The 24,540-nt window shown below is 74.1% G+C and carries 20 protein-coding genes; 6 read left to right on the top strand and 14 right to left on the bottom strand.

From position 1 onward, the window contains the following. Positions 1-61: 61 nt before the first annotated feature. Positions 62-553 (top strand): hypothetical protein, encoded by a 492-nt coding sequence (locus ACFUK0_RS02990; protein WP_380246247.1) that lies wholly within the window; start codon positions 62-64, stop codon positions 551-553. A 55-nt stretch (positions 554-608) separates the two neighbouring features. Here the strand turns inward: ACFUK0_RS02990 and ACFUK0_RS02985 are convergent, their stop codons facing one another. Both ACFUK0_RS02985 and ACFUK0_RS02980 read right to left on the bottom strand, forming a co-directional pair. Continuing rightward, positions 609-1,061, bottom strand: coding sequence for an NUDIX domain-containing protein (locus ACFUK0_RS02985; protein WP_380246246.1), 453 nt, complete (start codon positions 1,059-1,061; stop codon positions 609-611). Between the two features lie 91 nt (positions 1,062-1,152). Continuing rightward, complete coding sequence (locus tag ACFUK0_RS02980; protein ID WP_380246245.1) at positions 1,153-1,842, bottom strand: HAD family hydrolase; 690 nt, start codon at positions 1,840-1,842, stop codon at positions 1,153-1,155. A 222-nt stretch (positions 1,843-2,064) separates the two neighbouring features. Here ACFUK0_RS02980 and ACFUK0_RS02975 point away from each other — a divergent pair, with 222 nt between their 5' ends. The 3 genes from ACFUK0_RS02975 (at position 2,065) to ACFUK0_RS02965 (ending at position 6,662) form a co-directional block, all read left to right on the top strand. Next, on the top strand, positions 2,065-2,460 hold the full coding sequence (locus ACFUK0_RS02975; protein WP_380246244.1) for a ribonuclease domain-containing protein: 396 nt from the start codon (positions 2,065-2,067) through the stop codon (positions 2,458-2,460). 352 nt (positions 2,461-2,812) lie between these two features. Next, complete coding sequence (locus ACFUK0_RS02970; RefSeq protein WP_380246243.1) at positions 2,813-6,235, top strand: carbohydrate binding domain-containing protein; 3,423 nt, start codon at positions 2,813-2,815, stop codon at positions 6,233-6,235. A 94-nt stretch (positions 6,236-6,329) separates the two neighbouring features. Beyond that, positions 6,330-6,662, top strand: a complete 333-nt coding sequence (locus ACFUK0_RS02965) for a hypothetical protein (RefSeq protein ID WP_380246242.1) — start codon at positions 6,330-6,332, stop codon at positions 6,660-6,662. A gap of 31 nt (positions 6,663-6,693) precedes the next feature. Here the strand turns inward: ACFUK0_RS02965 and ACFUK0_RS02960 are convergent, their stop codons facing one another. Beyond that, positions 6,694-7,842 (bottom strand): alpha/beta hydrolase, encoded by a 1,149-nt coding sequence (locus ACFUK0_RS02960; protein ID WP_380246241.1) that lies wholly within the window; start codon positions 7,840-7,842, stop codon positions 6,694-6,696. Between the two features lie 448 nt (positions 7,843-8,290). Here ACFUK0_RS02960 and ACFUK0_RS02955 point away from each other — a divergent pair, with 448 nt between their 5' ends. Continuing rightward, positions 8,291-9,562: a lipase family protein gene (locus ACFUK0_RS02955; protein WP_380246240.1), complete on the top strand. Its 1,272-nt coding sequence runs from the start codon at positions 8,291-8,293 to the stop codon at positions 9,560-9,562. Between the two features lie 106 nt (positions 9,563-9,668). On the opposite strand, the gene ACFUK0_RS02950 is transcribed toward ACFUK0_RS02955, so the two are convergent. The 8 genes from ACFUK0_RS02950 to ACFUK0_RS02915 all read right to left on the bottom strand — a co-directional run bounded on the left by ACFUK0_RS02950 (position 9,669) and on the right by ACFUK0_RS02915 (position 20,126). Continuing rightward, on the bottom strand, positions 9,669-10,595 hold the full coding sequence (locus ACFUK0_RS02950) for a phosphotriesterase (protein WP_380246239.1): 927 nt from the start codon (positions 10,593-10,595) through the stop codon (positions 9,669-9,671). Beyond that, on the bottom strand, positions 10,592-11,005 hold the full coding sequence (locus tag ACFUK0_RS02945) for a carboxymuconolactone decarboxylase family protein (protein WP_380246238.1): 414 nt from the start codon (positions 11,003-11,005) through the stop codon (positions 10,592-10,594). Before ACFUK0_RS02945 ends, ACFUK0_RS02950 begins: the two co-directional genes overlap by 4 nt. 14 nt (positions 11,006-11,019) lie before the next feature. Further along, on the bottom strand, positions 11,020-11,619 hold the full coding sequence (locus ACFUK0_RS02940; RefSeq protein ID WP_380246237.1) for a DUF4865 family protein: 600 nt from the start codon (positions 11,617-11,619) through the stop codon (positions 11,020-11,022). A 38-nt stretch (positions 11,620-11,657) separates the two neighbouring features. Next, the gene (locus tag ACFUK0_RS02935; RefSeq protein WP_380246236.1) at positions 11,658-12,227 is read right to left on the bottom strand and encodes a TetR family transcriptional regulator; all 570 of its coding nucleotides are present in this window, start codon (positions 12,225-12,227) and stop codon (positions 11,658-11,660) included. Between the two features lie 107 nt (positions 12,228-12,334). Then, positions 12,335-14,473 (bottom strand): MMPL family transporter, encoded by a 2,139-nt coding sequence (locus ACFUK0_RS02930; protein ID WP_380246235.1) that lies wholly within the window; start codon positions 14,471-14,473, stop codon positions 12,335-12,337. Positions 14,474-14,655: 182 nt separating this feature from the next. Then, positions 14,656-18,033, bottom strand: a complete 3,378-nt coding sequence (locus ACFUK0_RS02925; RefSeq protein ID WP_380246234.1) for a BTAD domain-containing putative transcriptional regulator — start codon at positions 18,031-18,033, stop codon at positions 14,656-14,658. 276 nt (positions 18,034-18,309) lie between these two features. Continuing rightward, a complete protein-coding gene (locus ACFUK0_RS02920; RefSeq protein ID WP_380246233.1) occupies positions 18,310-19,338 on the bottom strand; it encodes an LLM class flavin-dependent oxidoreductase in 1,029 nt (342 codons plus the stop codon). A 332-nt stretch (positions 19,339-19,670) separates the two neighbouring features. Next, complete coding sequence (locus ACFUK0_RS02915; RefSeq protein WP_380246232.1) at positions 19,671-20,126, bottom strand: group III truncated hemoglobin; 456 nt, start codon at positions 20,124-20,126, stop codon at positions 19,671-19,673. 126 nt (positions 20,127-20,252) lie between these two features. Between ACFUK0_RS02915 and ACFUK0_RS02910 the strand changes: the two genes are divergently transcribed. Beyond that, positions 20,253-21,242, top strand: a complete 990-nt coding sequence (locus ACFUK0_RS02910; RefSeq protein ID WP_380246231.1) for an aldo/keto reductase — start codon at positions 20,253-20,255, stop codon at positions 21,240-21,242. A gap of 71 nt (positions 21,243-21,313) precedes the next feature. Here the strand turns inward: ACFUK0_RS02910 and ACFUK0_RS02905 are convergent, their stop codons facing one another. The 3 genes from ACFUK0_RS02905 to ACFUK0_RS02895 are packed head-to-tail and all read right to left on the bottom strand — an operon-like array spanning position 21,314 to position 24,537. Then, the gene (locus ACFUK0_RS02905) at positions 21,314-22,537 is read right to left on the bottom strand and encodes a M20 family metallopeptidase (protein ID WP_380246230.1); all 1,224 of its coding nucleotides are present in this window, start codon (positions 22,535-22,537) and stop codon (positions 21,314-21,316) included. Beyond that, positions 22,537-23,628, bottom strand: a complete 1,092-nt coding sequence (locus ACFUK0_RS02900; RefSeq protein WP_380246229.1) for an LLM class flavin-dependent oxidoreductase — start codon at positions 23,626-23,628, stop codon at positions 22,537-22,539. Before ACFUK0_RS02900 ends, ACFUK0_RS02905 begins: the two co-directional genes overlap by 1 nt. Before the next feature lie 3 nt (positions 23,629-23,631). Then, positions 23,632-24,537 carry an ABC transporter substrate-binding protein gene (locus ACFUK0_RS02895; protein WP_380246228.1) on the bottom strand — a complete coding sequence of 302 codons (906 nt, stop codon included), beginning with the start codon at positions 24,535-24,537 and terminating at the stop codon, positions 23,632-23,634. Positions 24,538-24,540: the final 3 nt, after the last annotated feature.

Raw genomic sequence — 24,540 nt, 5'->3', positions numbered from 1 at the left:
AAGGCTGGTGAGGGCGATGGCCCGGGGCTCGGTACGCGGTGCACTGGTGACGGGATGCGCCGTGCTGGCGCTCGCATTGGCTGCCGGGACGGCCTGCGCCGTGCCCGGACGGGGCGGGGAGCCCCGCGGCGGGGAGCGGGCGGGCGATCCGGCCCCCGGCCCGGTCTCCGATCTCCGGGTGATGCGGATCGACCCCGAGGCCGCACCGCCGGGCGGCACCACGACGGTGCACGCGTACGTGGCCAACGAGGGGCCGGACCGGACGGCGTCCGCCTTCACCGTGCTGGTGACGCTGCCACCGGGCACCCGGGCCGAGGGCCCGTTCTTCCCGCGGTCCTGCCAGGTCTCCCACGACGAGCGGCACGTCCGCTGCGAGTTCCCGGCCGGCCTGCCGCCGCTGCGCAGCGCGACCGCGCTGGTGCCCGTCCGGATCGGGGCCGACGTCCGGGCCCCCGGCACGCTGACGGGCGGCTCGATCACCGTCCTCGGCCCCGACGACCCGGACTTCTCCGACAACCGGCAACCGTTCGACCTGCCGGTCGTCCTGACCTGACGATCCCGGGGTGGCATCGGTCCCGGCCGGGCCGGGCCCGATGCCACCCCGGCAGTCAGCCGCGCGCGGACAGGTACAGCTCCAGCGTCGCCGCGAGCTGCGAGTGCTGCGGCGAGGGCAGGGCCTCCGGCGTGAACCAGCCGAGTTCGTCGAACTTGTGCGGCTCCCCGATCGCGACCCGCGCCGGGTCCACCTCGACCGCGAAGACGACCGCCACCCAGTGCGACACCGGATCTTCGCGCAGGATGTTGCGGACGCCGACCGTGTGGATCGCAAGCGCCTCGGCGGTGTACTCCTCGCGGACTTCGCGCGCCACCGCCGACTCGAAGGTCTCGCCGTACTCCAGCGCCCCCGCGCCGGTGTCCCAACTGCCCGGCTCGTCCCGCGCACCGGCGCCGCGCCGGGCAAGCAGGACGCGCCCGCCGCCGTCGTGGCAGACGAAGACGCACGAGACGGACGGCACCCGGGGTGCCCCGTCGGCCGGTCGGGTGGTGGTCGGGCCGGTCATGCTCGGTCCTCTCCAGGAATTCGGACGTGTCCGGAAGCAGCCGGCCCGGAGCCGGCCCGGAGCTGGGCCGGAGCTGGGCCGGACGGACGGCTCAGAAGTGGCCGACGAGTCCGGTCAGCGCCCGCAGGTGCAGCACCCCGGTGTCGGAGCGGTCCAGCTCGGTCTGTTCCAGCACCCAGGTGTGGTCGTTGGGGATGAAGACGGCGTTCATCCCGGCCCGCCGGGCGGGCAGGATGTCCGACTTCGGCGAGTTGCCGATCATCCAACTGGCGGCGGGCGTGAGGCCGTACGCGTTGATGAACCGCCGGTAGGTGGCGTCGTCCTTCTCGGGGACGATCTCCACCGCTTCGAAGAGGGGCGCCAGCCCCGACGAGTCGATCTTCCGCCGCTGTTCCTCGACGTGACCCTTGGTGAGCAGGAACAGCCGGTGCCGCGTGCTTAGCTGCGCCAGCGTCTCGGCCGCGCCGGGCACCAGTTCCACCTGATGGTCGATCAGCACGGCTGCCAGCTCGTTGATCCCGTCGATCTCGGCCGCGGTGGCCGGCCTGCCGCGCAGGCTCGCCACGCAGTCCCCGAGGCTTCGCACGAGCATCCGGCTGCCGTAGCCGTGGGTGAGGGCGTTCGCCGCCTGGATCTCGTCCAGCACGGCTCGCCGTCCGGCGGTGTCCAGCGTCGGATGTTCCATCCAACGGAGGAAGTCGGCGATCACCCGCTCGAAGACGACGTTGTTCTCCCACAGGGTGTCGTCCGCGTCGAAGACGAGCACCTGATCGCGCCTCACAGCAGGCCTCCCCACATCGTGTACATCCGGTACGGGCACCCGGCCACGCTAACCGGCGCCGGGATCGCGCGCAGGTGATTAACCCCCGGTCCGGGTGCGGGAGCCCGGCCGGCGGACGGCGGAAGTCGACCGGATGCCAGCCCAGTTACGCGTACATGAAGAGTCGCCACAGTGCCGTCGGCGGCCTTCCGCAGGTGCCCCGCCGGGATTCACACTGCTGCCATGCGAATCACTCTACGCGCGTTGAAGACCCGCGCCGCCTCCGTCGCCGCCGTCGGCCTGCTCACGCTGGCCCCCACCGCCGTCTTCGCCTCCGACGCCCACGCGACCGTCAGCGGCAGCATCTGCAAGACGGCCCTGCCGAGCCAGGCCCTCGACACCCTGGGCCTGATCGCCTCCAACGGCCCGTTCCCGTACTCGCAGGACGGCATCGTCTTCCAGAACCGCGAGCAGGTGCTCCCGCTGCACACCGCGGGCTACTACCACGAGTACACCGTGAAGACCCCCGGCTCCTCGACCCGTGGAGCGCGACGGATCGTCACCGGCCAGACCTACCACGAGGACTACTACACCGCGGACCACTACGTGACGTTCCGCCTGGTCAACTTCGGCTGCTGACCGCCCGCCGACACCTGCGCCCCACCGGCCGCCCGCACCCCGTCTCCCCCGGGGTTCGGGCGGCTTCGGCGTTCGACGGACCGGCCGGGGACCGCCCCGGGCCGGACGGAACGGCACGGACCTCTTTACGTCGGATTTACAGACGAGTACTCTCCTGAAACATCTTGCAGAACCTTGCGCAAGACAGGACCGCGACGCCGCATGCCCCACCCACCCCCCGGGGCCGCGGCGATCAGCCCGAACGGCGCAGGCTCTGCAAGGGATTGCAAGGATCTGTGCTGCCCCTGGCCTCGCGCTCCTCCCCCACCCGACCGGCCGCCCCACTCGACGGCCCGCCCCGAGGAGTCCCGCCGTGGACCGCACAAGCCACGCGCCCCACCGCAGCAGACGGCATCGCGACCGCCGTCCGCTGGCCGCCGTAGTAGCCCTGATCGCAGGTCTGCTCGCCACCCTGCTCCCCGCCATCTCGGCACATGCCGCCACCACCGCGACGGTGTACTACAAGCCGACCGCCGCCTGGTCCACCGTCGACCTCCACTACGCCCCCACCGGCGGCACCTGGACCACCTCCCCCGGCGTCCCGATGGACGCCTCCTGCAACGGCTGGTTCAAGAAGACCGTCGATCTCGGCACCGCCACCGGCCTCGCCGCGACCTTCAACAACGCCGCGGGCAGCTGGGACAACCACGGCGGCGCCAACTACGCCCTGGGCAGCGGCGTCAGCGCCGTGACCGGTGGCGCCGTCAGCACCACCGACCCGTGTGCCAACGCCACCCCCACCTCGGCGACGGTGTTCTACTCCACCGCCTCCACCAACTGGTCGGCCTACTACCTGCACTGGGCAGCGGCCGGCGGCAGCTGGACGACCTCGCCCGGTACCCGGATGACCGCGGCCTGCACGGGCTGGGTGAAGCTCACCGTCGCCCTGGGCACCGCCGCCACCTGGCAGGCGACGTTCAACAACGGCTCCGGCACCTGGGACAACAACGGCGGCGCCAACTACCAGCTCGGCACCGGCTCGATCACCGTGACCAACGGCGTCGTCGCCCACAGCGACCCGTGCGGTTCGACGGACCCCACCCCGTCGCCCTCGCCGTCCGCGACGGCGAGCGCCTCGCCGTCCGCCTCGCCCTCCCCCACGGCAACGGCAACCGCTACGGCCACCGCCACCGCGACCGCGACCGCGACGGCAACCGCGACCACGCCCCCCACCGGCACCTCCGCGACCGTCTGGTACTCCACCGTCTCGACCGGCTGGAGCACCGTCAACCTGCACTGGCAGCCCATCGGCGGCACCTGGACCACCGTCCCGGGCATCGGCATGGACGCGGCCTGCACCGGCTGGGTCAAGAAGACCGTCAGCCTGGGCACCGCCACCGCCTGGCAGGCGACGTTCAACAACGGCAACGGCACCTGGGACAACAACAACGGCGTCAACTACCAGCTCGCCGCCGGCAACAGCTCGGTCAAGGACCGGGCGGTGACGGCCTCCGCCACCGACCCGTGCGCCGGCGTCATCATCGACACCATCGCGCCGTCCGTCCCGGCCGCCGTCACCGCGGCCGCGACCGACACGGCCGTCGTGCTCACCTGGAACGCCTCCAACGACAACGTGGCCGTCACCGGCTACCAGGTCACCCGGACCGGCGGCACCAGGGGCACCTCGCTGGTCAACACCACCTCCACCGTGTACTCCGAGTCCAACCTCGAAGCCAACACGTACTACTGCTACACCGTGAAGGCCCTCGACGCGGCGGGCAACCTCTCCGCCGCGAGCACGCCCGGCTGCACCACCACGGGCAACGCTCCGCCGGCCGCGCCCGGCGGCACGCCGCTCGGCACCGACCCGCGCAAGGACCCGATCTACTTCCTGCTCACCGCCCGCTTCTACGACGGTGACGTCAGCAACGACCGCGGCGGCAGCCAGGACGTCAAGTCCGGCAACGCGGCCAACAACGACCCGATGTTCCGCGGTGACTTCAAGGGCGTCATCCAGAAGCTCGACTACATCAAGGGCCTCGGCTTCTCCGCGATGTGGATCACCCCGGTGGTCCTGAACCGCTCCGACTACGACTACCACGGCTACCACGGCTACGACTTCTACAAGGTCGACCCGCGCCTGGAGTCGGCCGGCGCCTCGTACCAGGACCTGATCAACGCCGCGCACGCCAAGGGCATGAAGATCTACCAGGACGTGGTCTACAACCACAGCTCCCGCTGGGGTGCCAAGGGCCTGTTCACCCCGACCGTGTACGGCGTCCGCGACTCGCAGTGGAGCTGGTACTACGACGCGCCGAACGCCGGCTTCGAGTACGACGGCCTGACCGTCGACCCGGTCTCGGGCAAGTCCTACTACAACGGCGACATGTGGTCGACCACCGCGCCGGCCGGCAACACCTGCGTCAACTGGGGTGTGCCGACGGGCGGGAGGAGCGCCGAGGGCTACACGGTCTACAACTGCCAGTGGCCCAACCCGTCCTCGGGCATGTTCCCGAAGGCGCTCTACCACCAGTGCTGGATCGGCAACTGGGAGGGCGAGGACTCGCGCTCCTGCTGGCTGCACGAGGACCTGGCGGACTTCAACACCGAGAACCCGGTCGTCCAGCAGTACCTGATCGGCGCCTACAACAAGTACATCGACATGGGCGTGGACGGCTTCCGGATCGACACCGCCGTGCACATCCCCCGCGTCACCTGGAACCGCCGCTTCCTGCCGGCCATCTACAACGAGGTCAGCCAGAAGTTCGGGGCCGCGAAGGCAGCCAACTTCTTCGTCTTCGGCGAGGTCGGCGCGTTCGTCAACGACAAGTGGAACCGCGGCTCGGTGAACCACTCCGCGCAGTTCTTCACCTGGAAGGAGCGCAAGGAGTACACGAGCGACGACGTGCAGGCCGCGCTCGACCAGTTCAACTACGAGAACACCATGGGCACGGCCAACCAGCCCACCTCCACCAACGCGTTCCTGAACGGGAACGCGTACCACACCCCCGACCACTCGCAGTTCTCCGGCATGAACATCATCGACATGCGCATGCACATGAACTTCGGTGACGCGTCCAACGCCTACAACAACGGCAAGGACTCGGACGACTCGACCAACGACGCCACGTACAACGTCGTCTACGTCGACAGCCACGACTTCGGCCCGAACAAGTCGAGCACCCGCTACGCGGGCGGCACCGACGCGTGGGCCGAGAACATGGCGCTGATGTGGACGTTCCGCGGCATCCCGACGCTGTACTACGGCTCGGAGATCGAGTTCCAGGCCGGCAAGCAGATCGACTGCGGCCCGACCTGCCCGCTGGCCACCACCGGCCGCGCCTACTACGGCGACAAGATCGCCGGCACGGTCACGGCCTCGGACTTCTCCGTGGTCTCCGGCGCGAGCGGCGCGGTGGCCACCACCCTGCAGCAGCCGCTGGTCAAGCAGCTCCAGCGGCTCAACCAGATCCGCCGGGCGATCCCCGCCCTGCAGATGGGCCAGTACTCGACCCAGGGCGTCTCCGGTGACATGGCGTTCAAGCGCCGCTACACCGACGCGGCGAGCGGCGTGGACTCGTTCGCGCTGGTCGCGGTCACCAACGGGGCCACGTACACGGGCATCCCGAACGGCACCTACAAGGACGCCGTCACCGGTGACGTGAAGGTCGTCGGCAACGGCACCCTGACGGTCGGTGCGCCCGGCAAGGGCAACCTGCGGGTGTACGTGCTGGACCTGGGCGGCTCCAACGCCGCCCCGGGCAAGATCGGCACGGACGGCCCGTACCTGAAGTAATCAGGTGACGGCCGACGCAGTCGGATAGGTTGGTGGGCGTGGCCGGGAGACCGGCCGCGCCCATCGACACGAGACGACGAGGACCAGCCCAGCCATGACCGCGCCCCTGCCCGCCTTCGCCGGCCGTACCTACCTCTTCCAGGTCGACAACGGCGCGGAGTTCCGCAATGCCTACTCGGCCGACGGGAAGCGGCTCCGCTGGGAGGGCCTCGGTGAGTCCGCCGGCCAGTGGGAGGACGTCGCGCTGCACGTGGCGCAGGTCGGCCCCGAGCTCTACTTCGTCAGCTGGACGGAACACAGCGGCATCACCGTCAGCCATGTGATGGACCTCGCCGCACTGACCGTCCGCGCCTTCTGGACGTACGAGGGCGAGGGCGGCCGGGTCGGCGAGCTGCACACCGGCACCCTGGCGCCGGTCGCACCGTAGCCCGTGCCCCACCCGGCCGCCGCGCAGCGGGTCAGACCTGGGTGGGCACCTTCAGGTGCTGGGACAGCCACTCCAGTGAGGACGGCAGCAGCCGGCCCCAGGTCTGGAAGTTGTGGCCGCCGGTCGTCAGCATGCTGGAGGACACCTTCATCGGCGGGCGCGCGGCGGCGATGAACTCCTCGGTCTGGCGCCGGTAGTCGCCGTCGCCCTCCTGACTGCCGGAGACCAGCACGGCCACCCGGGGGCTCGGCGCGTGCTTCAGCCGCCAGACCAGGTCGGCGTCGTTGCGCCGCTGCTCGCTGCCCCGGAAGAGGTCGCCGGTGGTCGGGTCCTCGGCGGCCCGGTAGTAGCCGGACAGCGAGACCGCGGTCGGGAAGACGTCGGGGTGACGCATCGCCAGCTTCAGGGCGCAGTACCCGCCGGTGGAGTTCCCCATCAGCCCCCAGGCCTGCGGGTCGGCCGAGACCCGGTACGAGCCCTCGACCGCCCGCGGGACGTCCCTGGTGAAGTACGTGTCGGACTGCGGGCCGCCGGGCACGTCCTCGCACTCGGTGTCGGCGGGCATCGCGGGCGACGGCCGCATCAGCACCATCACGGTCGGCTGCATCCGCCCGCTCTGCATCAGTTTCAGTGCGGCGCCCGGGTAGTTGAGGCGGGTCACCAGGTTCTTGGCGTCGCCGGGGAACCCGGTGGTGACGATGACCGCCGGGAACTGCCGCTGCGCGTACTCCGGCTGGAAGTACTGCGGCGGCAGGTAGACGTACCCGTCGGTGGAGAGCCCGGTGGAGGCGCCGGGGATCCGCACCACGTGGATCTCACCGGCCTGCTCGGGGCCGCGCCCGACCGCGCCGCCGCCCTGCACGTCGACCCGGCCGAGCGGCTGCACCCGGACGGGATCGCCGGGGCGGCCGGCGCCGAGTTCGGTACGGATGGTGACCGGGCCGTCGTCACCGGTGCCGAGCAGGTCGTCCCAGCTGCTGTAGAACGCGAAGTAGTTGTTCGCGACCAGGCCGAGCGCGAGCAGCACCGCGACCTGGGTGGCCATGATCGTGCCGATCCGGCCGAGCACGGCCTGCCAGGTCCGTCCGGCCAGTCTCGGCCAGATCCACACCGTGCCGGCGGTCACCAGCACGGCGAAGAGTACGGTCAGCGCCAGCACCTTGTGGCTCGTCAGGCCCATGTCCTACTTGCTCCCCACCCGTCGAAGTCGCGCCCCCGCCACTACGACACCCCTGTGGGCGGCCCGGTTCCACGGGCGGGCCCGGAACGGGCCGGGACGCGATTGACCAGCCTAGTCGTCCGCGCGAGTGCCTTCGACCCGCGCCGCGGCCCGCTGCCTCCCCGGCCGCCGAACGGTGCCCGTCCGGACCGGCGGCGCTCGGCCGCGCCGCTGTGAGGGCCCGTCAGCAGGCCTCGGCGCCACCGGAACGGTCGTCCCGTCAGCCGGGCCGGCGACACGCGAGGATCATCACGGTATGTGACTTGATGCTCACCGGACAGTAGCGTCGGCTCGACCATGACAAGCCGGCCGGCACCGCCGCCATCCGAGGCCGGCCGGCAACGACCGGCGTCCAGCGACGGGAATCCTGATGAGAGCCTGGCTACGGGCAGTCACTGCGGCTGCCCTGGTGACCTTTCTTGCTGTGCCGGGGCTGAGCACCGGGGCGGCCGCGGCCGAGGGCGGGCACGGCTGGGACGCCTCGGCGCAGTGCGCACCGGGTGTTCCGGTCGGCCCCGACGGCGAGGCCTTCTACGAACCCCCGTCGCCGCTGCCCAGGGGCCGGCACGGCGACCTGATCTGGGCGCGCCGCATCGAGGCGCCCGGCCAGGCCCGGGCGTGCAGGATCCTCTACCGTTCGACGCTGCACGACGGCGCCCCGGTCGCGGTCTCCGGGCTGGTCGCCTGGCCGACCGGCCCGGTGCCGCGCGGCGGGCGGAACGTGGTGGCGTGGGCCCACGGGACGGTCGGCGGACCACGGCAGTGCGCGCCGTCGGCCGCTCCGAACCCGGCCCGGGACCTCGTCGACTACTTCAGCTACCAGAGCCCGTTCGCCATCGACGTCGGGGTGCCCGCGCTGACCCAGTTCCTGGGCGGCGGTGACGTCGTCGTCGCGACCGACTACCAGGGCCTGGGCACACCCGGTGTCCACCAGTACGTGGTCGGCGCGACCGAGACGCACAACGTCCTGGACTCGGTCACCGCGGTGCAGCAGATCCGGCCGGTCCACGCGAGCAACCGGACGGCCGTCCTCGGCTGGTCGCAGGGCGGCGGGGCCGGGCTGTTCGTCGGCCAGGACGTCGCCTCGTACAGCCCGGGCCTCGACCTGGTCGGCGTGGCCGCCCTGGCTCCGGCGGCCGACCTCGGCCCGCAGTTCGCCGGACTCGTCCCGCCCGGCCCGCGCAACGAGTCCTCGGAGGCCCACAACGCGGCCCTGCGGGTCAACGTCTACCGGGGCTTCCTGGCGGCCTACCCCGAGCTGAAGGCGACCGACGTGCTGCAGCCGGCCGGCCTCGACGCGCTGGCGGGGGACGGGGTGACGTGCATCGAGCACTTCGCCGACGTGATCCAGAACAACGTCGCCGACAACCACCAGCTGGACACCCTGTTCCAGCCGCTGCGCGACGTACCGGAGGTCTGGAGCAAGCGCTTCTACGAGAACACCCCGGGGTACGCCACCACCGTGGCGCCGGTGCTGGTCATGCAGGGCACGGCCGACACCGTGATCAACCCGCACTCCACCGAGCAGTACATCAGGCGGGCCTGCGGGTTCAGCCAGCCGGTCGAGTACTCGACCTACGAGGGGGCGACGCACAACACGATCCCCTTCGAGGCGCAGCAGGAGTACCTGAGCTGGATCGCCGACCGGTTCGCCGGCAACCCGGCCCCGTCGAACTGCTGACTTGACGGCGCCGTCCGCGGGCGGCCGGTGCGTGACACAGCCGGGCCGTACGGGCGCACGGGTTCCTCGGAGCCCGTGCGCCCGTACGGCGTTGTCCGGGGGCGGTTCAGGCCCAGGGGGCGGCGAAGGCGCGGGCCGGGTTGGCGGTGAGCAGCCGGGCCGTCAGTGCGGCGCCGAACTCGCGGGTGATCCGGTCGGCGAGGCCGCCGACCAGGTACGGCGGGCCGGGGGCGCCGCGGGCCGCGCGGGTGGTGGTGTCGCCGCCGAGCAGGAGCTGGCCGCCGTGGCCGGCGGCGACGAGGGCCTCGACGGTGTCGAGGAGGTGGTGGTCGGTGGCGTGGTTCGCGCGGGACGGGCCGTCGAGGGCGATGAACGCGCCGGATTCGGCGGCCTGCCGGTGCAGGCGCAGGTCAGGAAAGCGGTTGAGGTGGCCGAGGATCACCCGTTCGGGCGGCACGCCGAGCTGCCGACAGAGCAGGTCGAGGACCTCGGGCGCCCCGGTGCCGAGTTCGTGGTGGACGGCGATCGGGGCGCCGGTGGCGTGCTGGGCCTCGGCGGCGGCGGTCATCACCCGGCGGGCGTGCCCGTCCAGGCCGTGGTAGCCGCCGGCCACCTTGATCAGCCCCGCGCGGACGCCGGCCGGGCCGTCCGGTTCGCGCAGACCGGTCGTCAGTTCCTCGACGAACAGGGCCGCGAGGGTGTCGCCCCGGTAGAGGGCCGACAGCACGGCCTCGTCGTAGTGGGCGGCCTGGTGCAGGCCGGTGGCCGCGACCAGGTGGACGCCGGTGGCGCGGGAGAGGGGGGCGAGCGCGGCGCCGCCGCGGCCCATCCCGTGCGGTGTCCACTGGACCAGCGCGCGGCCGCCGGCCGCGGTGAAGGCGCGCAGTTCGGCCTCGGCCGCCACCGGGTCGTCGAGTTCCTGGCCGGGCAGCTGCGGGGAGCGGAGGAAGAGGTGGTCGTGGGAGTCGCAGACGCCGAGCAGCTCCGGCGGGATGTCCCCCAGCACCGTCCGTACCGTCCGGGCGGTGCTCAAGCCCCGGCCCCGGAGGGGCTCTCGGCGAGCGTGGCGGTGACGACGCGCAGGCCGGCCAGTGCCTTGGGGACGCCGATGTAGGGCGCGAGGTGGACCATGCTCTCGGTGATCTGCCCGGCCGTCAGCCCGGCCCGCAGGCTGTTGCGGACGTGGTCGGCGAGCTGCGGTTCCACGCCGCCGAGGGCGGCCAGGGCGGCGAGGTTGAGCAGTTGGCGGTCCCGCAGCTCCAGGCCGGGGCGCTGGTAGGTGCCGCCGAAGAGGGCGGTGACGATCCAGTCGGGGAAGCCGGGTGCCAGCGCGTCCAGGCCGCGCAGGGTGCCCTCCTGGGTCTGCGGGCCGGCGAGTTCGTTCAGCAGCCGGTAGCCGGCGGCGCGGTCCAGCGGGGCGGCGGTCAGGTCGGCGGGTTCCATCGGGGCGGGTCCTCTCACCAGTGCCGGCCGGCAGGCAGGCGGTCGAGTTCGGGGCGGGAGACGTGCAGCACCTGGTAGCGGGTGCCGCTCGCCTGCTCGGGGGCGGGCCCGTGCCACAGGGCGAGGTGCAGCAGCTGCCACCGGCTCGGGTCGACGGCGACGGCCGCGGAGTGCAGGCCGGGGTCGTCCGGCAGGGCGGCGAGGGCGCGTTCCACCGCCTCGCCGGGGTCGGCCCCGTCGGGGATGGCCTCGGTGCGGCGGGTGGCGGTGGCCGGCGCGGAGTCGACGGCGGGGCCGGGGAGGTGTCCGGCGCCCAGCCAGTGCCGGACCAGCGGGCGCCCGAAGTCGGCCGAGAGCCCCCGGAACCCGGGGCCCCAGAGGAAGCTGTTCATGCCCTCGGCGGTGCGCCAGAGGTAGAACGGCGCGTACTGGTTGACCGTGGCGCGCGCCCCGGGCCCGGCGCTGTCGGCGGCGGCGCGTTCCCTGACCAGGTAGGCCTTCAGGGCCAGACCGGGGAAGGCGTCCGTCAGGTGGCTCCGGTCGGCGACCCGCTTGCGGATGATCCCCATGTCGTAGTCGGCGGGGAGGGTGATCTCGTACTGCATCGCGTGCACGGTGGGCCTCTCGGGTGGGAGTGACGTGCAGTCGGGAGTCAGGTGGTGCGGACCTGCGCGGCCAGCAGGCCGAGGGCGCCGCGGACGGCCTGGCGGAACGGCTCGACGCTGTCGGCCGCGCGGGCGAGCACGTACCCGCCCTGGACGACGGCCACGACGGCGGCGGCGGTGTCGGCCGGGTCGGCGCCGGGGAGGAGCTCGCCGGCGGCCCGGCCCTGCGCGATCACCTCGGCGATCCGGCCGCGCAGCCAGTCGAAGGTCTCCTCGACGGGGGCGCGCAGCTGCGGGTCGGCGATGACCTCCGGGTCCTGTGCCATCCGGCCGATCCGGCAGCCGCGCAGCACCTCGCGCTCGCGCAGCAGGTACGCCTCGATCCGCTGGTACGCGGTGCCGGGGCCGGCGAGTCGCTCCTCGGCGACGGCGCGCATCTCCTCAGCGCTGCGGCGCAGTGCGGCGGCGGCGAGGTCGGGCTTGCCGGCGAAGTGGTGGTACATGCTGCCCTGGCCGACGCCGGCCCGCTGCTGGATCGCCTTGGGGCTGGTGCCGACGTAGCCGCGCTCCCAGAGGAGTTCCTGGGTGCTCTCGATCAGACGGTCCTGGGTTGCCATGGCCTCAGCGTACATACTAGTAGGTACAGTGCGCCAGGGGCGCCCGCCGGACATGCCGAAGGGGGCCGCCCCGGCGTACGGGCAGCCCCCTTCGTCCGCCGGGCGGGTCAGGCCGGGACGCGCTCCCGCTCGGCCGGGGCGGGGGCCGGGCCGCCGCCGTGCTCGATCCGCAGCTCGGGCAGCAGGCGGTCCAGCCAGGCCGGGAGCCACCAGTTGGCCCGGCCGAGCAGGGTCATGGTGGCCGGGACGAGCACCAGGCGGACGATCGTCGCGTCCACCAGGACGGCGGCGGCCATGCCGACCCCCATCATCTTCACGGTGATGTCCGGGTCGATGGCGAAGCCGATGAACACCGCGACCATGATGGCGGCCGCGCTGCTGATCACCCGTCCGGTCGCGGACAGCCCGCGCACCACGCTGCCGCGCGCGTCACCCGTGGCCAGCCAGTCCTCGCGGACCCGGGAGAGCAGGAACACCTCGTAGTCCATCGAGAGGCCGAACAGCACGGTGAACATCAGGATCGGCACCCAGGACGAGACCGGCACCGAGTGCGGCAGCCCCATCAGCTTCGCGCCCGTCTCGGACTGGAACACCGCCGTCATCACGCCGTACGCGGCGGCCACCGAGAGCAGGTTCATCGCGGCCGCCTTCACCGCGATCACCGGGGCCCGGAACAGCAGCGTCAGCAGGATCAGCGACAGGACGACCACGAAGGGCACCACCACCCAGAGGCGGGAGGCGAGCCGGTCCGAGATGTCCGCGAAGACCGCCACCACGCCGGTGGCCTCGGCGCCGTCCGGCAGCAGGCCGGAGCGCATCCGGTCCAGCAGCTGCTGGGTGCGGACGTCCTGCGGGCCGGTCCTCGGCTGGACGGAGACCAGCGCCGCGTCGCCCGCCTGGTTGAGCAGCGCCGGGGAGACCGCCAGCACGCCCGGATCGGCCTGCAGCCGGGCCGCCAGGTCCGCCAGCCCGGCGGCCGGCACCTTGCGCAGGTCGACCGCGACCAGCAGCGGGCCGTTGGCCCCCGGGCCGTAGGCCGCGTCCACCAGGTCGTACGCCTTGCGGGTGGTGTTGGACTCCGCCTGGATGCCGGCGTCCTGCGGCCAGGTCCGCATGCCGAGCATCGGCGCCGCGAGCGCCAGCATGACGATCAGCGAGACCAGCGCGGCGGCGGCCGGCCGGCGGCCGATCAGCTGCGCCCAGCGCTCCGTCCGGGTCGGGCCGGCCTGCTCGGGGGCCGGCCGGCCGCCGCGCCGCTCGGCCCGGCGCAGCAGGCGCGGGCCGGCCAGCGCGCAGAGCGCCGGGACGAGGGTCAGCGAGGCGAGCATCACGGCGCCGACGACAGCGAAGGTGGCGTAGCCGAACGAGGCGTAGGTGGCGAGCCCGGCCAGCTTCAGGCCGAACAGCGAGACCAGCACGGTGGAGCCCGCGACCACGACGGACGAACCGGCGGTGGCGGTGGCCTCGGCCGCCGCCCGCTGCGGGGTCAGGCCGGCCCGCAGGCCCTCGACATGGCGGCTGACCAGCAGCAGTGCGTAGTCGATGCCGACGCCGAGGCCGACCATGCTGGCCACGGTCGGCGCGGTCGCGCTGATGTCGGTGACCGCGGCCAGCAGGTAGATGACGGCGCTGCCGAGCCCCAGGCCCGCGATCGCGACGATCAGCGGCAGCCCGGCCGAGACCACGGTGCCGAGCGAGAGCACCAGGATGAACAGGGCCGCGACGATCCCGATGATCTCGGCGCTGCCGGACGGTGCGGAGAAGTTCTCCGGCAGCTGCCCGCCGAACTCGACCTGGAGTCCGGCCTCTTCGACCGGCTTCGAGGCCTCGCGCAGCGCGTCCACGCCCTCCGAGTCCTTGAAGGCGGTGACCGGTATCCGGTAGGTGAGGCTGAGCAGGGCGGTGTCACCGGCCGGCGAGAACACCGCCGGTTCGACCGTCGGGCTGCCGCGCAGGGCGCCGAGCCGGCCGGCGAGCTCCGCCAGTACCGGGGCCGGCACCCGGGCGCCGGCCCGGTCGTGCACGACCACCCGGGCGGTGGCGCCGGACATCTCGGGGAACCGCTCGCTCAGCAGGTCGCTGCCCGCCTGCGAGTGGGTGCCGGGCACCCGGAACTCGTCGCGGGGCGTACCGCCGACGGTGAGGGCGAGGGCGGCGGCCGTGACCAGCAGCAGGAGCCAGCCGAGCAGGGTGCGCCAGGGTCTGGCGGCGGCGGCGCCGCCGAGGCGGCCGAGGAAGGAGGACATGAGGGGCCTTTCGGCGGGGCCGTGGCCACCGGGCGGCGCCCCTGGCGGGGCACCGGCCGGGGCAGGTCGGTGGAGACGTCCCGGTCAGCGTGCCGCAGGCCGCTTGGAACCTGCTTGGGGCCGTGTTCCAAGCAGGCCCGGAGCATGGTCGGGCCGGCTTGGAGACGGCCCGGCCCGAGGGCTCAGTGCTCCGGGCCCGTCCCGCCGGACAGCGCGGCCAGGGCGCGTTCGGCGTCCGCCGCCCAGTGCGCGGACTCCCAGCGCCGGGCCACGGCGGCGGCCTCCCGGTAGTACCCGGCGGCCTCCGCGTCCCGGCCGAGCAGCCGGGCCAGGTCGCCGAGGCTGCGGGCGACCGGCCACAGCGCCACGGACGTGCTGGCGCTGCCGGCCACCAGGTGGCGCAGCGGCAGCAGTTCGTCCAGCAGCGCGGCCGCCTCGGCCCGTTCGTCCAGGGCGACGACGGCGGCGGCCCGCACGCAGAGGAACAGCGAGCGGTAGTAGTCGGCCGGGACGACGTGCCGCCCGGCGCGGGCCGCCCGGGCCTCGGCCGGCCGGCCCAGCGCGGCCAGGGCGAGCGCGTGCAGGTCGGCGGCGAGCGGCCCGTAGACCTCGCGCATCTGCTCGATCAGCGGCAACTCCTCGCCGACCCGGCCCTGCTGGACGGCCATCACGACGGTGACCAGCGCGTTGAAGCCCTCCGCGTGCGGCGAGCGCCGGGCCCGCAGGCCGGCCGTCGTGCGGGCGAACAGCAGCCGTGCCTCCTCGGTGCGGCCCGCCGCGATGGCCAGCATGCCCTGCTGGCCGGTGCCGATGTCGGTCAGCTCGGCCATCCCGTAGGCGTCGGCGATCGCCCGGGCCGTCCGCACGTGCGCGCGCAGCGCGGGCATGTCCCCCTCGGTCGCGGCCACCGTGCAGGCCAGGAGCTCGGCGTGCCAGCGGTAGGCGGGCAGGTCGTGTTCGCCGGCCAGCGCGGAGAGTTCGACGGCGATGGCCGAGCGCAGCTCGGTGGCGAGTTCGTAGTCGTGCACCCGGGCCTGCGCGGCCAGCGCCATCGCGAGCAGCCGGGGGTCGCCCTCGGCGCGGGCGATGGCCAGGGCTTCGGCGGCGACGGCCCAGCCCTCGGGGTGGCCGGAGCAGTCGAACTCGTAGCTGAGCGCGTCGAGCAGGCGGCAGCGGGTGGCGGCGGGGATGCCGGGCCGGGCGAGCAGGGCGGTGAGCGAGTCGACGGCGGCCTGGTCGACGGTGCCGTACGGGTGGGTGACCCAGGGGGTGGGTTCGGTCCAGGCCGTCCACGCCTCGATCATCAGGTCGTGCCGGCCGGCGTCGCGGGCCAGCCGCAGGGCGGTGGCCCGGGTGTCGGTCGCGGCGGCCACCGCGCCCATCCGGACCTGGGCCCGCAGCAGGGCGCCGAGCAGCGCGACACGGCGCGCCTCGCGGTCGGCGCCGTCCGGGGGCAGCCGGTCGAGGTTGTCGAGGGCCTGCTGGAGCAGGGCGGCGGAGGTCTCGTGGGCGTAGCGGCGTTCGGCGGCCTCGGCGGCGCGCACGCAGTAGTCGACGGCGAGGCCGGCGGTGGCTCCGGTGGCGGCGCGGGTGTAGTGGTGCGCGAGCGCCTGGATGTGGTCGGGGCGCAGGGCGCGCAGCGCGTCGGCGACCCGGCCGTGCAGCCGGGCCCGGCGCAGCCCGCCGAGGTCGGCGTACAGGGTGTCGCGGACCAGCGCGTGGGTGAACCGGACGGTGCCGGGGCGGGGTTCGGTCAGCAGGCCGCCGGCGACGGCGGACTCCAGGGCGTCGACGAGTTCGTCCTCGTCGGCGTCCGAGGCGCGCAGCAGGACGTCGGCGTCCGCCTCGCGGCCGGCCACGGCGGCGAGCCGCAGGGCGGTCAGGGCGGCCGCCGGCAGCCGGTCGAAGCGGCGGCGCAGCACGTCCCGGACGCCCTGCGGGACTTCGTGGACGGCGACCAGCGCGCCTTCGCCGGCCAGCAGTTGGGCGCTCTCGACCAGGTAGAACGGGTTGCCGCCGGTGCGGTCGGCGAGGGCGTGGACGGTCTGCGGGTCGACGGCGGCCGCGCAGACGGACTCGATCAGCCGACCGGCGTCGGCCTCGCCGAGTCCGGCCAGCGGCACCCGGTGCGGGGAGCGGCGGGCGAGGACGGCGAGCGTGTCGGTGAGATCGCCCTCACCGGGGCGGTGGGCGAGCACCAGCAGCAGGCCGGGGGTGGGCGGGCCGCCGGCCAGGTCGGCGAGCAGGGCGCGGGTCTCGTGGTCGGCGGCGTGCAGGTCGTCCAGCACGATGGCCACCGGGCGGTCGGCGGCGGCCCGGCGCAGCCAGTCGCCGACGGCGCGGTGCAGGCGGAACCGGCCGGCCAGGGCGTCCGAGCGGCGGGCGGTGAGGAGGGCGCCGCCCCCGCCGGGTGCCGGCCGGGGCTCCGGCGGGCGGTGGCCGCCGCCCTCGTCGAGGACGGGCGCGAGGGCGGGCGTGAGGGCGTCGGCCGGGGGCGACCACCGGGCGAGTTCGCGCAGGGCCTCGGTCCAGGCCCAGGCGGGCGGCGCGCCCTCGGTCTCCGGGCAGCGGCCGCGGGCGGACAGCCAGCCGTCCGCGGTGAGGTCGGCGTGCAGCCGGGCCAGCAGGGTGGACTTGCCGGCCCCGGCCTCGCCGGTGACGATCGCGACGGCCTGCTCGCCGGCCCGGGCCCGGGCGGCGGCCCGGCGCAGCGCGGCGAGTTCGGCCTCCCGCCCGACGAACAGCGGGCCGCCCGGCGGCCTCGGCAGCCGGGCGGCCGGCGCGGGCGCCACGGCGGCCGGGGTGAGCAGGTCGGTGCGCTGGCGCAGGATCGCGGACTCCAGGGCGGCCAGTGCCGGGCCCGGGTCGAGCCCCAGCTCCTCGGCCAGGACGGCCCTGGCCCGGCGCAGGACGTCCAGGGCCTCGGCCTGCCGGCCGCCGCTCCACAGGGCGAGGGCGAGCAGCCGCCAGCCCTCCTCGCGCAGCGGGTGCTCGTCGGTGAGCGCGCGGGCCTCGATCGCGGCGTCCGCGGGTCGGCCGTCGTGCAGGGCGAGCGCGGCGCGCTGTTCGCGGGCGGCCAGCCGCAGTTGGGTCAGCCGGACGGTCTCGGTGGCGGCCCACGGTGTGTCGGCGAACTCGGCGTAGGCGTCGCCCTGCCAGAGCGCCAGCGCCTCGTCGAGCAGGGCGAGCGCGGCGGCGGCCGGGCGGTCCGTGCGGGCCTGCTCCAGCAGGTGTTCGAAGCGCCAGGCGTCGACGGCGTCGGGCGGCAGCCGGACGGCGTAGCCGGGTGGTTCGCTGACCAGCAGCCGCGCCGGTTCGCGCGGTCCACGCCGGGGCTCCAGCAGGCGGCGCAGGTTGGAGACGTACGCCTGGACGGAGACGGCGGCCTTGGCCGGCGGGCTGCCCTGCCACAGGTCGTCGATGATCCGGTCGACCGGGACGACGGCGCCGCGGGCGGCCAGCAGTTGTGCGAGCACGCCGCGTTGGCGCGGGCCGCCGAGACCGACCCGGCCGCCGCCGACCTCCGCCGCGAGGGACCCCAGCACCTTTATCCGCACCATCGTGCAAGCAGCCTATGCGACGGCAGGGCCGCTGATCCCGGCGGATCCGGGCGCCACCGGCGGGCCGGCGGGGCGACTCTCGCGCGCGGCCGCACGGACGGGTACGAAGGGCCGTGCGCCGCCCCCCGGCGGCCACGGCCCGGGCCGGCCACGCGGTGGTCGCCGGCCGGCCCGTCGAATGATCCACTGCCCGGCCGCCGGGCCCGCCACTCCACCCCGGCGGCGGGCGCGATGAGGCGTACGTCACGTTCCGCCGGATCGGCAGCGGCCGGGCGGTCAGTCCCGGTGCGGGAGTTCCCGGCGGATCACCGGCGCGACCTCGGCCGCGAACAGCTCCAGCTGCTCGTGCTGGACGTCCTCGGTGAGCGAGTCGACGCCGATGCCGACCACCTCGTTGCCGAACGCCTCGTGGTAGCGGTGGATCTTCTCGATCACCTGCTGCGGGCTGCCGACCAGTGCCGAGCCGCGCTCCAGGGCGTCCTCCAGCGAGCTGAACGGCGAGTTGTTGTACCGGCCCGCCGCCGAGCCGAACATGGCGTCCCAGTACGGCCGGAAGCCCTCGACCGCGTCCTGCGAGCGCTCCGCGAGGAACAGCCCGCCGAAGCCGGTGCCGACCCTGGCCTCCTTCGGGTCGTGGCCGTAGTGCTCCCAGCGCTCGCGGTAGTGGTCCACCAGCGCCCGGTACTTCTCCAGCGGGTGGAAGGAGTTCGCCGAGAACAGCGGGTCGCCGTGGCGGGCCGCGAGGTCGGTCGACTGCTCGCTGGTCGCGCTGCCGTGCCAGACCGGGATGGGCGTCTGCAGCGGCCGGGGGGAGGTGGTCACCCCGGTCAGCGGCGGCCGGGTCGTGCCCTCCCAGCTGACCTTCTCCTCCCGCCAGAGCCGGCGCAGCAGGCCGTAGTTCTCGGCCAGGGCGTCCCACTGGCGGTCCTCGGGGAGGCCGAACAGCCCGAAGTGCCGGGGGTCGTTGCCCTTGCCGATGATCAGTTCGAGGCGGCCGCCGGAGAGCTGGTCGAGCATCGCGTAGTCCTCCGCCACCCGGACGGGGTCGAGGATGCTCAGCACCGTCACCGTGGTGAACAGCCGGATCGTGGACGTACGGGCGGCGATCGCGCTGAGCAGCAGCGGCGGCGCCGGCGAGAGGAACGGCTCCCCGTGCCGCTCCCCCACCCCGTAGCCGTCGAAGCCGAGCCGCTCCGCGGTGACCGCCTGGTCGAGGACGTTGTGGAGCTTCTCGTGCGGCGTGCGCTGCACACCCGTCACCGGATCGGGGCCGTTGGAGACGAGGGACGAGACGGTGAACCGCATGACGGTCTCCTTGCGGGGCGTTCGAACGGGCTGGGACGGCCACCACCGCGAAGGAGCGCCCGGGGCACGGCTGCGCTCGCGCGGCGGCAGCACCATGGGAGGGACGCGCGGGCGGGCGGTGAGCCGGCGTCAGCGCGCGGTGCTGCGGGGGCGACAACAGCGGAGAGGGGCGGTGCGACGGCACATGGCACTCCCCCTCCGTTCTCGTCCGGCGGGCTCGAAGCCGCCGGAGGCCCGACCGCACACACACGATCCACCGCGAGCATATGCAGGCGGCCGCGGGGCGGGCAAGGGCTTGTTGATCACCACTTCTACCGGCCCGCTCCCGCCGGTCAGCTGCGGAGCAGCACCGCGGCCAGCGGGACGAACCCGCCGCCGGCGCCGTCCGTGGTGCCGCCCGAGGTGCGCCGCAGCAGGTTCACGGCGATCCGCTCGCCCTGCTCCTTGGCCCGCTCCGCGACCGGGCCGGCGACCAGCCCGTCCACGGCGGCCCGCCAGAGCTGCACCCAGCGCCCGAAGTGCTCTGCCGTCATCGGCCGGCGCTCGTGCAGGGCGGCGTGCGGGGCGAACGCGTTGCGACGGTAGGAGCCGGTGCGCAGCAGCGCGCTCTCCCAGAAGTCGGTGATGTGCGGGAGGTGCGCCTCCAGGTCGAGCCCGGCGACCTCGGTGAAGAACGGGCCGATCAGGGGGTCCTCGAAGGCGGCGCCGTAGAAGCGGCGCAGCAGCCCGTCGAGGTCGGCCCGGGAGGCGATGTCGCGGGCGGGGCCGGGGTGCCTGTCCGGCGTCATCGTCGGGTCCTCTCGCTGCGGGCCCGGGCCGGGCCACCGTCCACCGTACGGCCTGCGGCCCGCCGGTCGGCAGGGCCGATGGTCCCGTCGCCGCCGCCGGGGCCGGGAGCTGGCAGGATGGCGCCCATGACCTACCTCGCCGCGGACGACCGCTACACCTCGATGACCTACCGCCGTGCCGGGCACAGCGGTGTACAGCTGCCCGCCGTCTCCCTCGGGCTGTGGCACAACTTCGGTGACACCCAGCCGCTGGAGGTGCAGCGGGCGGTGCTGCGCCGCGCCTTCGACCGGGGCATCACCCACTTCGACCTGGCGAACAACTACGGCCCGCCGTACGGCAGCGCCGAGGCGAACTTCGGCACGCTCTTCGCGCAGGACTTCCGCCCGTACCGCGACGAGCTGTTCATCGCCTCCAAGGCGGGCTACGACATGTGGCCGGGCCCGTACGGCGACGGCGGCTCGCGCAAGTACCTGCTGGCCAGCCTCGACCAGTCGCTCGGCCGGATGGGCCTCGACTACGTCGACGTGTTCTACTCCCACCGCTTCGACCCCGAGACCCCGCTCGAGGAGACCATGGGCGCGCTGGCCTCGGCCGTGCGTGCGGGCAAGGCGCTGTACGCGGGCATCTCGAACTACCCGGCGCAGCAGCACCGCGAGGCGGTGGCGATCCTGCGCGAGCTGGGTACGCCGGTGCTGCTCAACCAGGCGAGCTACTCGATCCTGAACCGCACCCCGGAGGACGGCGTGCTCGACGCCGTCGGCGAGACGCAGACCAGCCTGATCGCGTTCTCCCCCCTCGCGCAGGGTCTGCTGACGAACCGTTACCTGAGCGGCGACGTGCCGGCCGGCTCCCGGATGTCGGTCGGCCACTTCCTCAAGGAGGAGGCGCTGACCGGCTCCAAGCTGGAGCAGCTGCGCGCCCTCAACAAGGTGGCCGAGGGCCGCGGGCAGACCCTGGCGCAGCTGGCGCTGTCCTGGGTGCTGCGCGACCCCCGGGTGGTCTCGGTGATCATCGGCGCGAGCAGCGTCGCCCAGCTGGACCAGAACATCGACGCCCTGGAGGGCGGCCCGCTGTCGGCGGAGGACCTCGCCGAGATCGACCGCCTCAGCCGCTGACCCCTGGCGGTTCCCCCGGCCGGCCCGGCCACCGTGCGCGGTGGCCGGGCCGGCCGCGGTTGCGGGTCCCGTCAGTCACCCGCGGCCGCGCCCCGCTCGGCCGTCAGGCGGCGCAGGGCCAGCTCGGCGAGGAGGGCGGCGCCGTCGGGGAGCACCGCGTCGTCGAACAGGGCGGACGGGGAGTGGTTGGGCGCGGCCGCCGCCGGGTCCAGGCCGGACGGGAGGGCGCCGAGGCTGGTCATGACGCCGGGGATCTCGGCGAGCACCCGGCCGATGTCGTCGGAGACCATGGCGGGCCGCTCACCGGGCGTGAAGCGGTGCGCGCCGTGCAGTTCGGCGACGGTATCGGCGACGAAGGCGGCCTCACCGGCGTCGTTGCGGGTCGCCGGGTAGCCCTCGGCGTAGTCGATGTCGGCCTCCAGGCCGTGGGCGGCGGCGATGCCCCGGCAGGTCCGGACGGCCAGGTCGCGCAGCCGGGCCAGGGCCGGGCCGGTCATCGCCCGCAGGGTCGCCTCGAAGACGGCGGTAGCGGGGACGATGCTGGCCTGGGTGCCGGCCCGCAGCACCCCGACCCCGAGCACGACCGGTTCGAACGGGTCGAAGCCGCGGGTGACCGCCGTCTGCAGCGCGGTGACCATCTCGCACAGCGCCGGCACCGGATCGCGGGCCTCGTGCGGCCAGGCACTGTGGCCGCCGGAGCCGCGGACGGTCACGGTGAGGCTGCCGGAGCCGGCGAGCGCGGGCCCGGCCCGGTTGGCGAAGGTGCCGAGCGGCGCGCCGGTGGTGGCGTGCAGGGCGTACGCGGCGACCGGCCGTCGGCCCGAGGCCTCCAGCAGGCCCTCCTCCAGCATCAGCCGGGCCCCGTCGTGGCCCTCCTCCCCCGGCTGGAACATCAGCACCACGTCGCCCGCCACCTGGTGGCGCTGCTCGGCGAGCAGCCGGGCGGCGCCGACCAGCATCGCCGCGTGCAGGTCGTGGCCGCAGGCGTGCATGGCGCCGGGCGTGCGGGAGGCATACCCGAGGCCGGTCCGCTCCTGGAGCGGCAGGGCGTCGAGGTCGGCGCGCAGCAGGACGGCGGGCGCGGCCGGGCCGGTGGTCGCCGTCCCGCGCAGGACGGCGACCACCGAGGAGAGCTTCCGGCCGGTGGTGATCTCCAGGCCGAGCCCGTCGAGGGCCCTGAGCACGGCCTCCTGGGTGTACGGCAGCGCCAGGCCGGTCTCCGGGTTGCGGTGCAGGTCCCGGCGGAGCCGTACCAGGTCGGGGGCCAGCTCGTGGGCGTCGGCGAGGAGGGTCATCAGTGGCCGGACCCGGGCCGGCGGTTGATCCCGAGGGCGGGCAGCACGGTCTCGGCGACCCGGTGGGCCTCCTCCAGCAGCGGGTTGCCGGACAGGATGAAGGTGTCGACGCCGAGCGACTCGAACTCCTGGAGGCGTTCCACCACCTGGGCGGTGCTGCCGACCACGGCGGTGCCCGGGCCCGGGCGGAACAGGCTCATGCCGGGCCAGAGGTTCGGGTGGGTCTCCAGCTCCCTGGCGTGGGCCGGGACCTTGCCGCCGTGCTGGCGGAACTGGCGCTGCCAGCCGACGCCGTCCTCACCGTCGCGGTTGCCGAGCTGGCGGGCGTAGGTGGCCTGGCTGGTGACGTCGAGCAGGCGGTCGGCGGCGGCCCAGGCCTCGTCCTCGGTGTCCCGGACGATCAGGTGCAGGCGCAGCCCGATCCGCAGGCTGCGGCCGTGGGCGGCGGCGCGCTCGCGGACCTTCTCCAGCTTCTCCTTGAGCAGGTGCGGCGGCTCGCCCCAGGTGAGGTAGACGTCGACGTGCTCGGCGGCCATCTCGATGCCCGCCGGTGAGCTGCCGCCGAACCAGAGCGGGATGCCGCCGGGCTGCACGGGGGTGAGCTCGCGCAGGCTCGCGCCGGCGTTCTTCAGGTCGTAGAACTCGCCCTTGTGGTCGAACACCTCACCGGCGGTCAGGCGCTTGACGATCGACCAGTACTCGGCGCTCAGCCGGTAGCGGTCGTCGTGCTCGACGTGCAGTCCGTACTCGCGCAGCTGCTCGGTGGAGCCGTTCACCACGTTGAAGCGCAGCCGCCCGCCGTGCAGGTGGTCGAAGCTGAGCGCCATCTTCGCCAGCAGGGTGGGCGCGACCAGGCCGGGGTGGACGGCCAGCAGCGGCTTGAAGTTGGTACTGGTGGCGGCGGCCAGCGCGCTGCCCAGCGTCCAGACGTCGTACAGGTCGGTCGCCAGCAGGGCGCCGGAGTACCCCAGCCGGTCGACCGTACCGGCGAGTTGCTGGAGGTAGCCGAGGTCGACCGGGCGGCGGCCGGCCGGCTCCCACGGGTAGTGGCCCTCGCGCGGGATGATGTACCAGAGGACTTCGGAGGCCATCGGTCAGACCGCCTTCGCCAGGGCGGCGGCCACGGGGGCCTCCAGCGCCGGGAGGTGGGCGTCGGCGACGGTGATCGCGGTGTCGATGAAGCCGACGCCGTGGAAGATGTCGGCCGCCTCCTGCTGCTCGGCGATGAACGCGGCGCCGGCCGGCTCCAGGCGCCACGGCAGGACGCCGAGGGCGCTCTGCCAGTCCTCGGCGCTGCCGCCCAGGTCGGCGGCGGCGATCGCGGCTGCCTCGGCGGGGTTGGCCTCGACCCAGGCGTCGGCGCGGGCCAGCGCTGCGGTGATCGCGGCGACCACCTCGGGGCGGCTCTCGGCGAAGTCGCGGCGGGCGAAGAACACCGAGCGGTCGGTGATCACGTCGCCGGTGCGGACCAGGACGCGGAAGTCCCCGGTCCGCTGGGCGGCGGCCAGCTCCGCGCCCTGGGCGATCCAGCCGGCGATCTCGCCGCTGCGCAGCTGCGCCGCCGGGTCGGAGCCGGGCGCCGGACGCACCGGCCGGACGTCCTCGGCGTAGGAGAGGCCCTCGGCGTGCAGGGCCTTGGCGAGCAGGTGGGTCTGCCAGGAGCCGATGCCGAGGACGACGGTGCCGCCCTTGAGCCCGGTGATGTCGTGGACCGGGCCGTCGGCGAGCACCAGCAGCGCGCCGTGGTCGGGGCGGGGCGCGGAGACCGCCGTGTACACCAGGTCGTGGCCGGCGGCCTGGGCGGTGACCGGCGGGGTGGAGCCGGTGCCGCCGAAGTCGATGGTGCCGTCGGCGAGCAGGGCGCCGGTGCGGGTGCCGTCCGTGTAGTGGTGGAAGGCGCCGCTCTCGCCGAGCGGGGCCAGCTCCTCGGCGAGGAAGTCCAGGCGGGCGAGGTAGTAGAGGGACGGGTTGCTGCCGTGGACACCGACGGTGACGGTCATGGG

The sequence above is a fragment of the Kitasatospora sp. NPDC057223 genome (assembly GCF_042669755.1).
In the GTDB taxonomy this organism is placed as follows: Bacteria; Actinomycetota; Actinomycetes; order Streptomycetales; family Streptomycetaceae; genus Kitasatospora.
Note: the sequence above shows the minus strand (reverse complement) of the source record. Positions and strands in the feature narration are given on the sequence as shown.

Bases quoted from the DNA above. Each gene is read 5' to 3' on its own strand.
- ACFUK0_RS02985 (WP_380246246.1), bottom strand. From the start codon at position 1,061: ATGACCGGCCCGACCACCACCCGACCGGCCGACGGGGCACCCCGGGTG.
- ACFUK0_RS02975 (WP_380246244.1), top strand. From the start codon at position 2,065: ATGCGAATCACTCTACGCGCGTTGAAGACCCGCGCCGCCTCCGTCGCC.
- ACFUK0_RS02930 (WP_380246235.1), bottom strand. From the start codon at position 14,473: ATGTCCTCCTTCCTCGGCCGCCTCGGCGGCGCCGCCGCCGCCAGACCC.
- ACFUK0_RS02905 (WP_380246230.1), bottom strand. From the start codon at position 22,537: ATGACCCTCCTCGCCGACGCCCACGAGCTGGCCCCCGACCTGGTACGG.
- ACFUK0_RS02965 (WP_380246242.1), top strand. From the start codon at position 6,330: ATGACCGCGCCCCTGCCCGCCTTCGCCGGCCGTACCTACCTCTTCCAG.
- ACFUK0_RS02920 (WP_380246233.1), bottom strand. From the start codon at position 19,338: ATGCGGTTCACCGTCTCGTCCCTCGTCTCCAACGGCCCCGATCCGGTG.
- ACFUK0_RS02900 (WP_380246229.1), bottom strand. From the start codon at position 23,628: ATGGCCTCCGAAGTCCTCTGGTACATCATCCCGCGCGAGGGCCACTAC.
- ACFUK0_RS02895 (WP_380246228.1), bottom strand. From the start codon at position 24,537: ATGACCGTCACCGTCGGTGTCCACGGCAGCAACCCGTCCCTCTACTAC.
- ACFUK0_RS02935 (WP_380246236.1), bottom strand. From the start codon at position 12,227: ATGGCAACCCAGGACCGTCTGATCGAGAGCACCCAGGAACTCCTCTGG.
- ACFUK0_RS02925 (WP_380246234.1), bottom strand. From the start codon at position 18,033: ATGGTGCGGATAAAGGTGCTGGGGTCCCTCGCGGCGGAGGTCGGCGGC.
- ACFUK0_RS02960 (WP_380246241.1), bottom strand. From the start codon at position 7,842: ATGGGCCTGACGAGCCACAAGGTGCTGGCGCTGACCGTACTCTTCGCC.
- ACFUK0_RS02945 (WP_380246238.1), bottom strand. From the start codon at position 11,005: ATGGAACCCGCCGACCTGACCGCCGCCCCGCTGGACCGCGCCGCCGGC.
- ACFUK0_RS02910 (WP_380246231.1), top strand. From the start codon at position 20,253: ATGACCTACCTCGCCGCGGACGACCGCTACACCTCGATGACCTACCGC.
- ACFUK0_RS02915 (WP_380246232.1), bottom strand. From the start codon at position 20,126: ATGACGCCGGACAGGCACCCCGGCCCCGCCCGCGACATCGCCTCCCGG.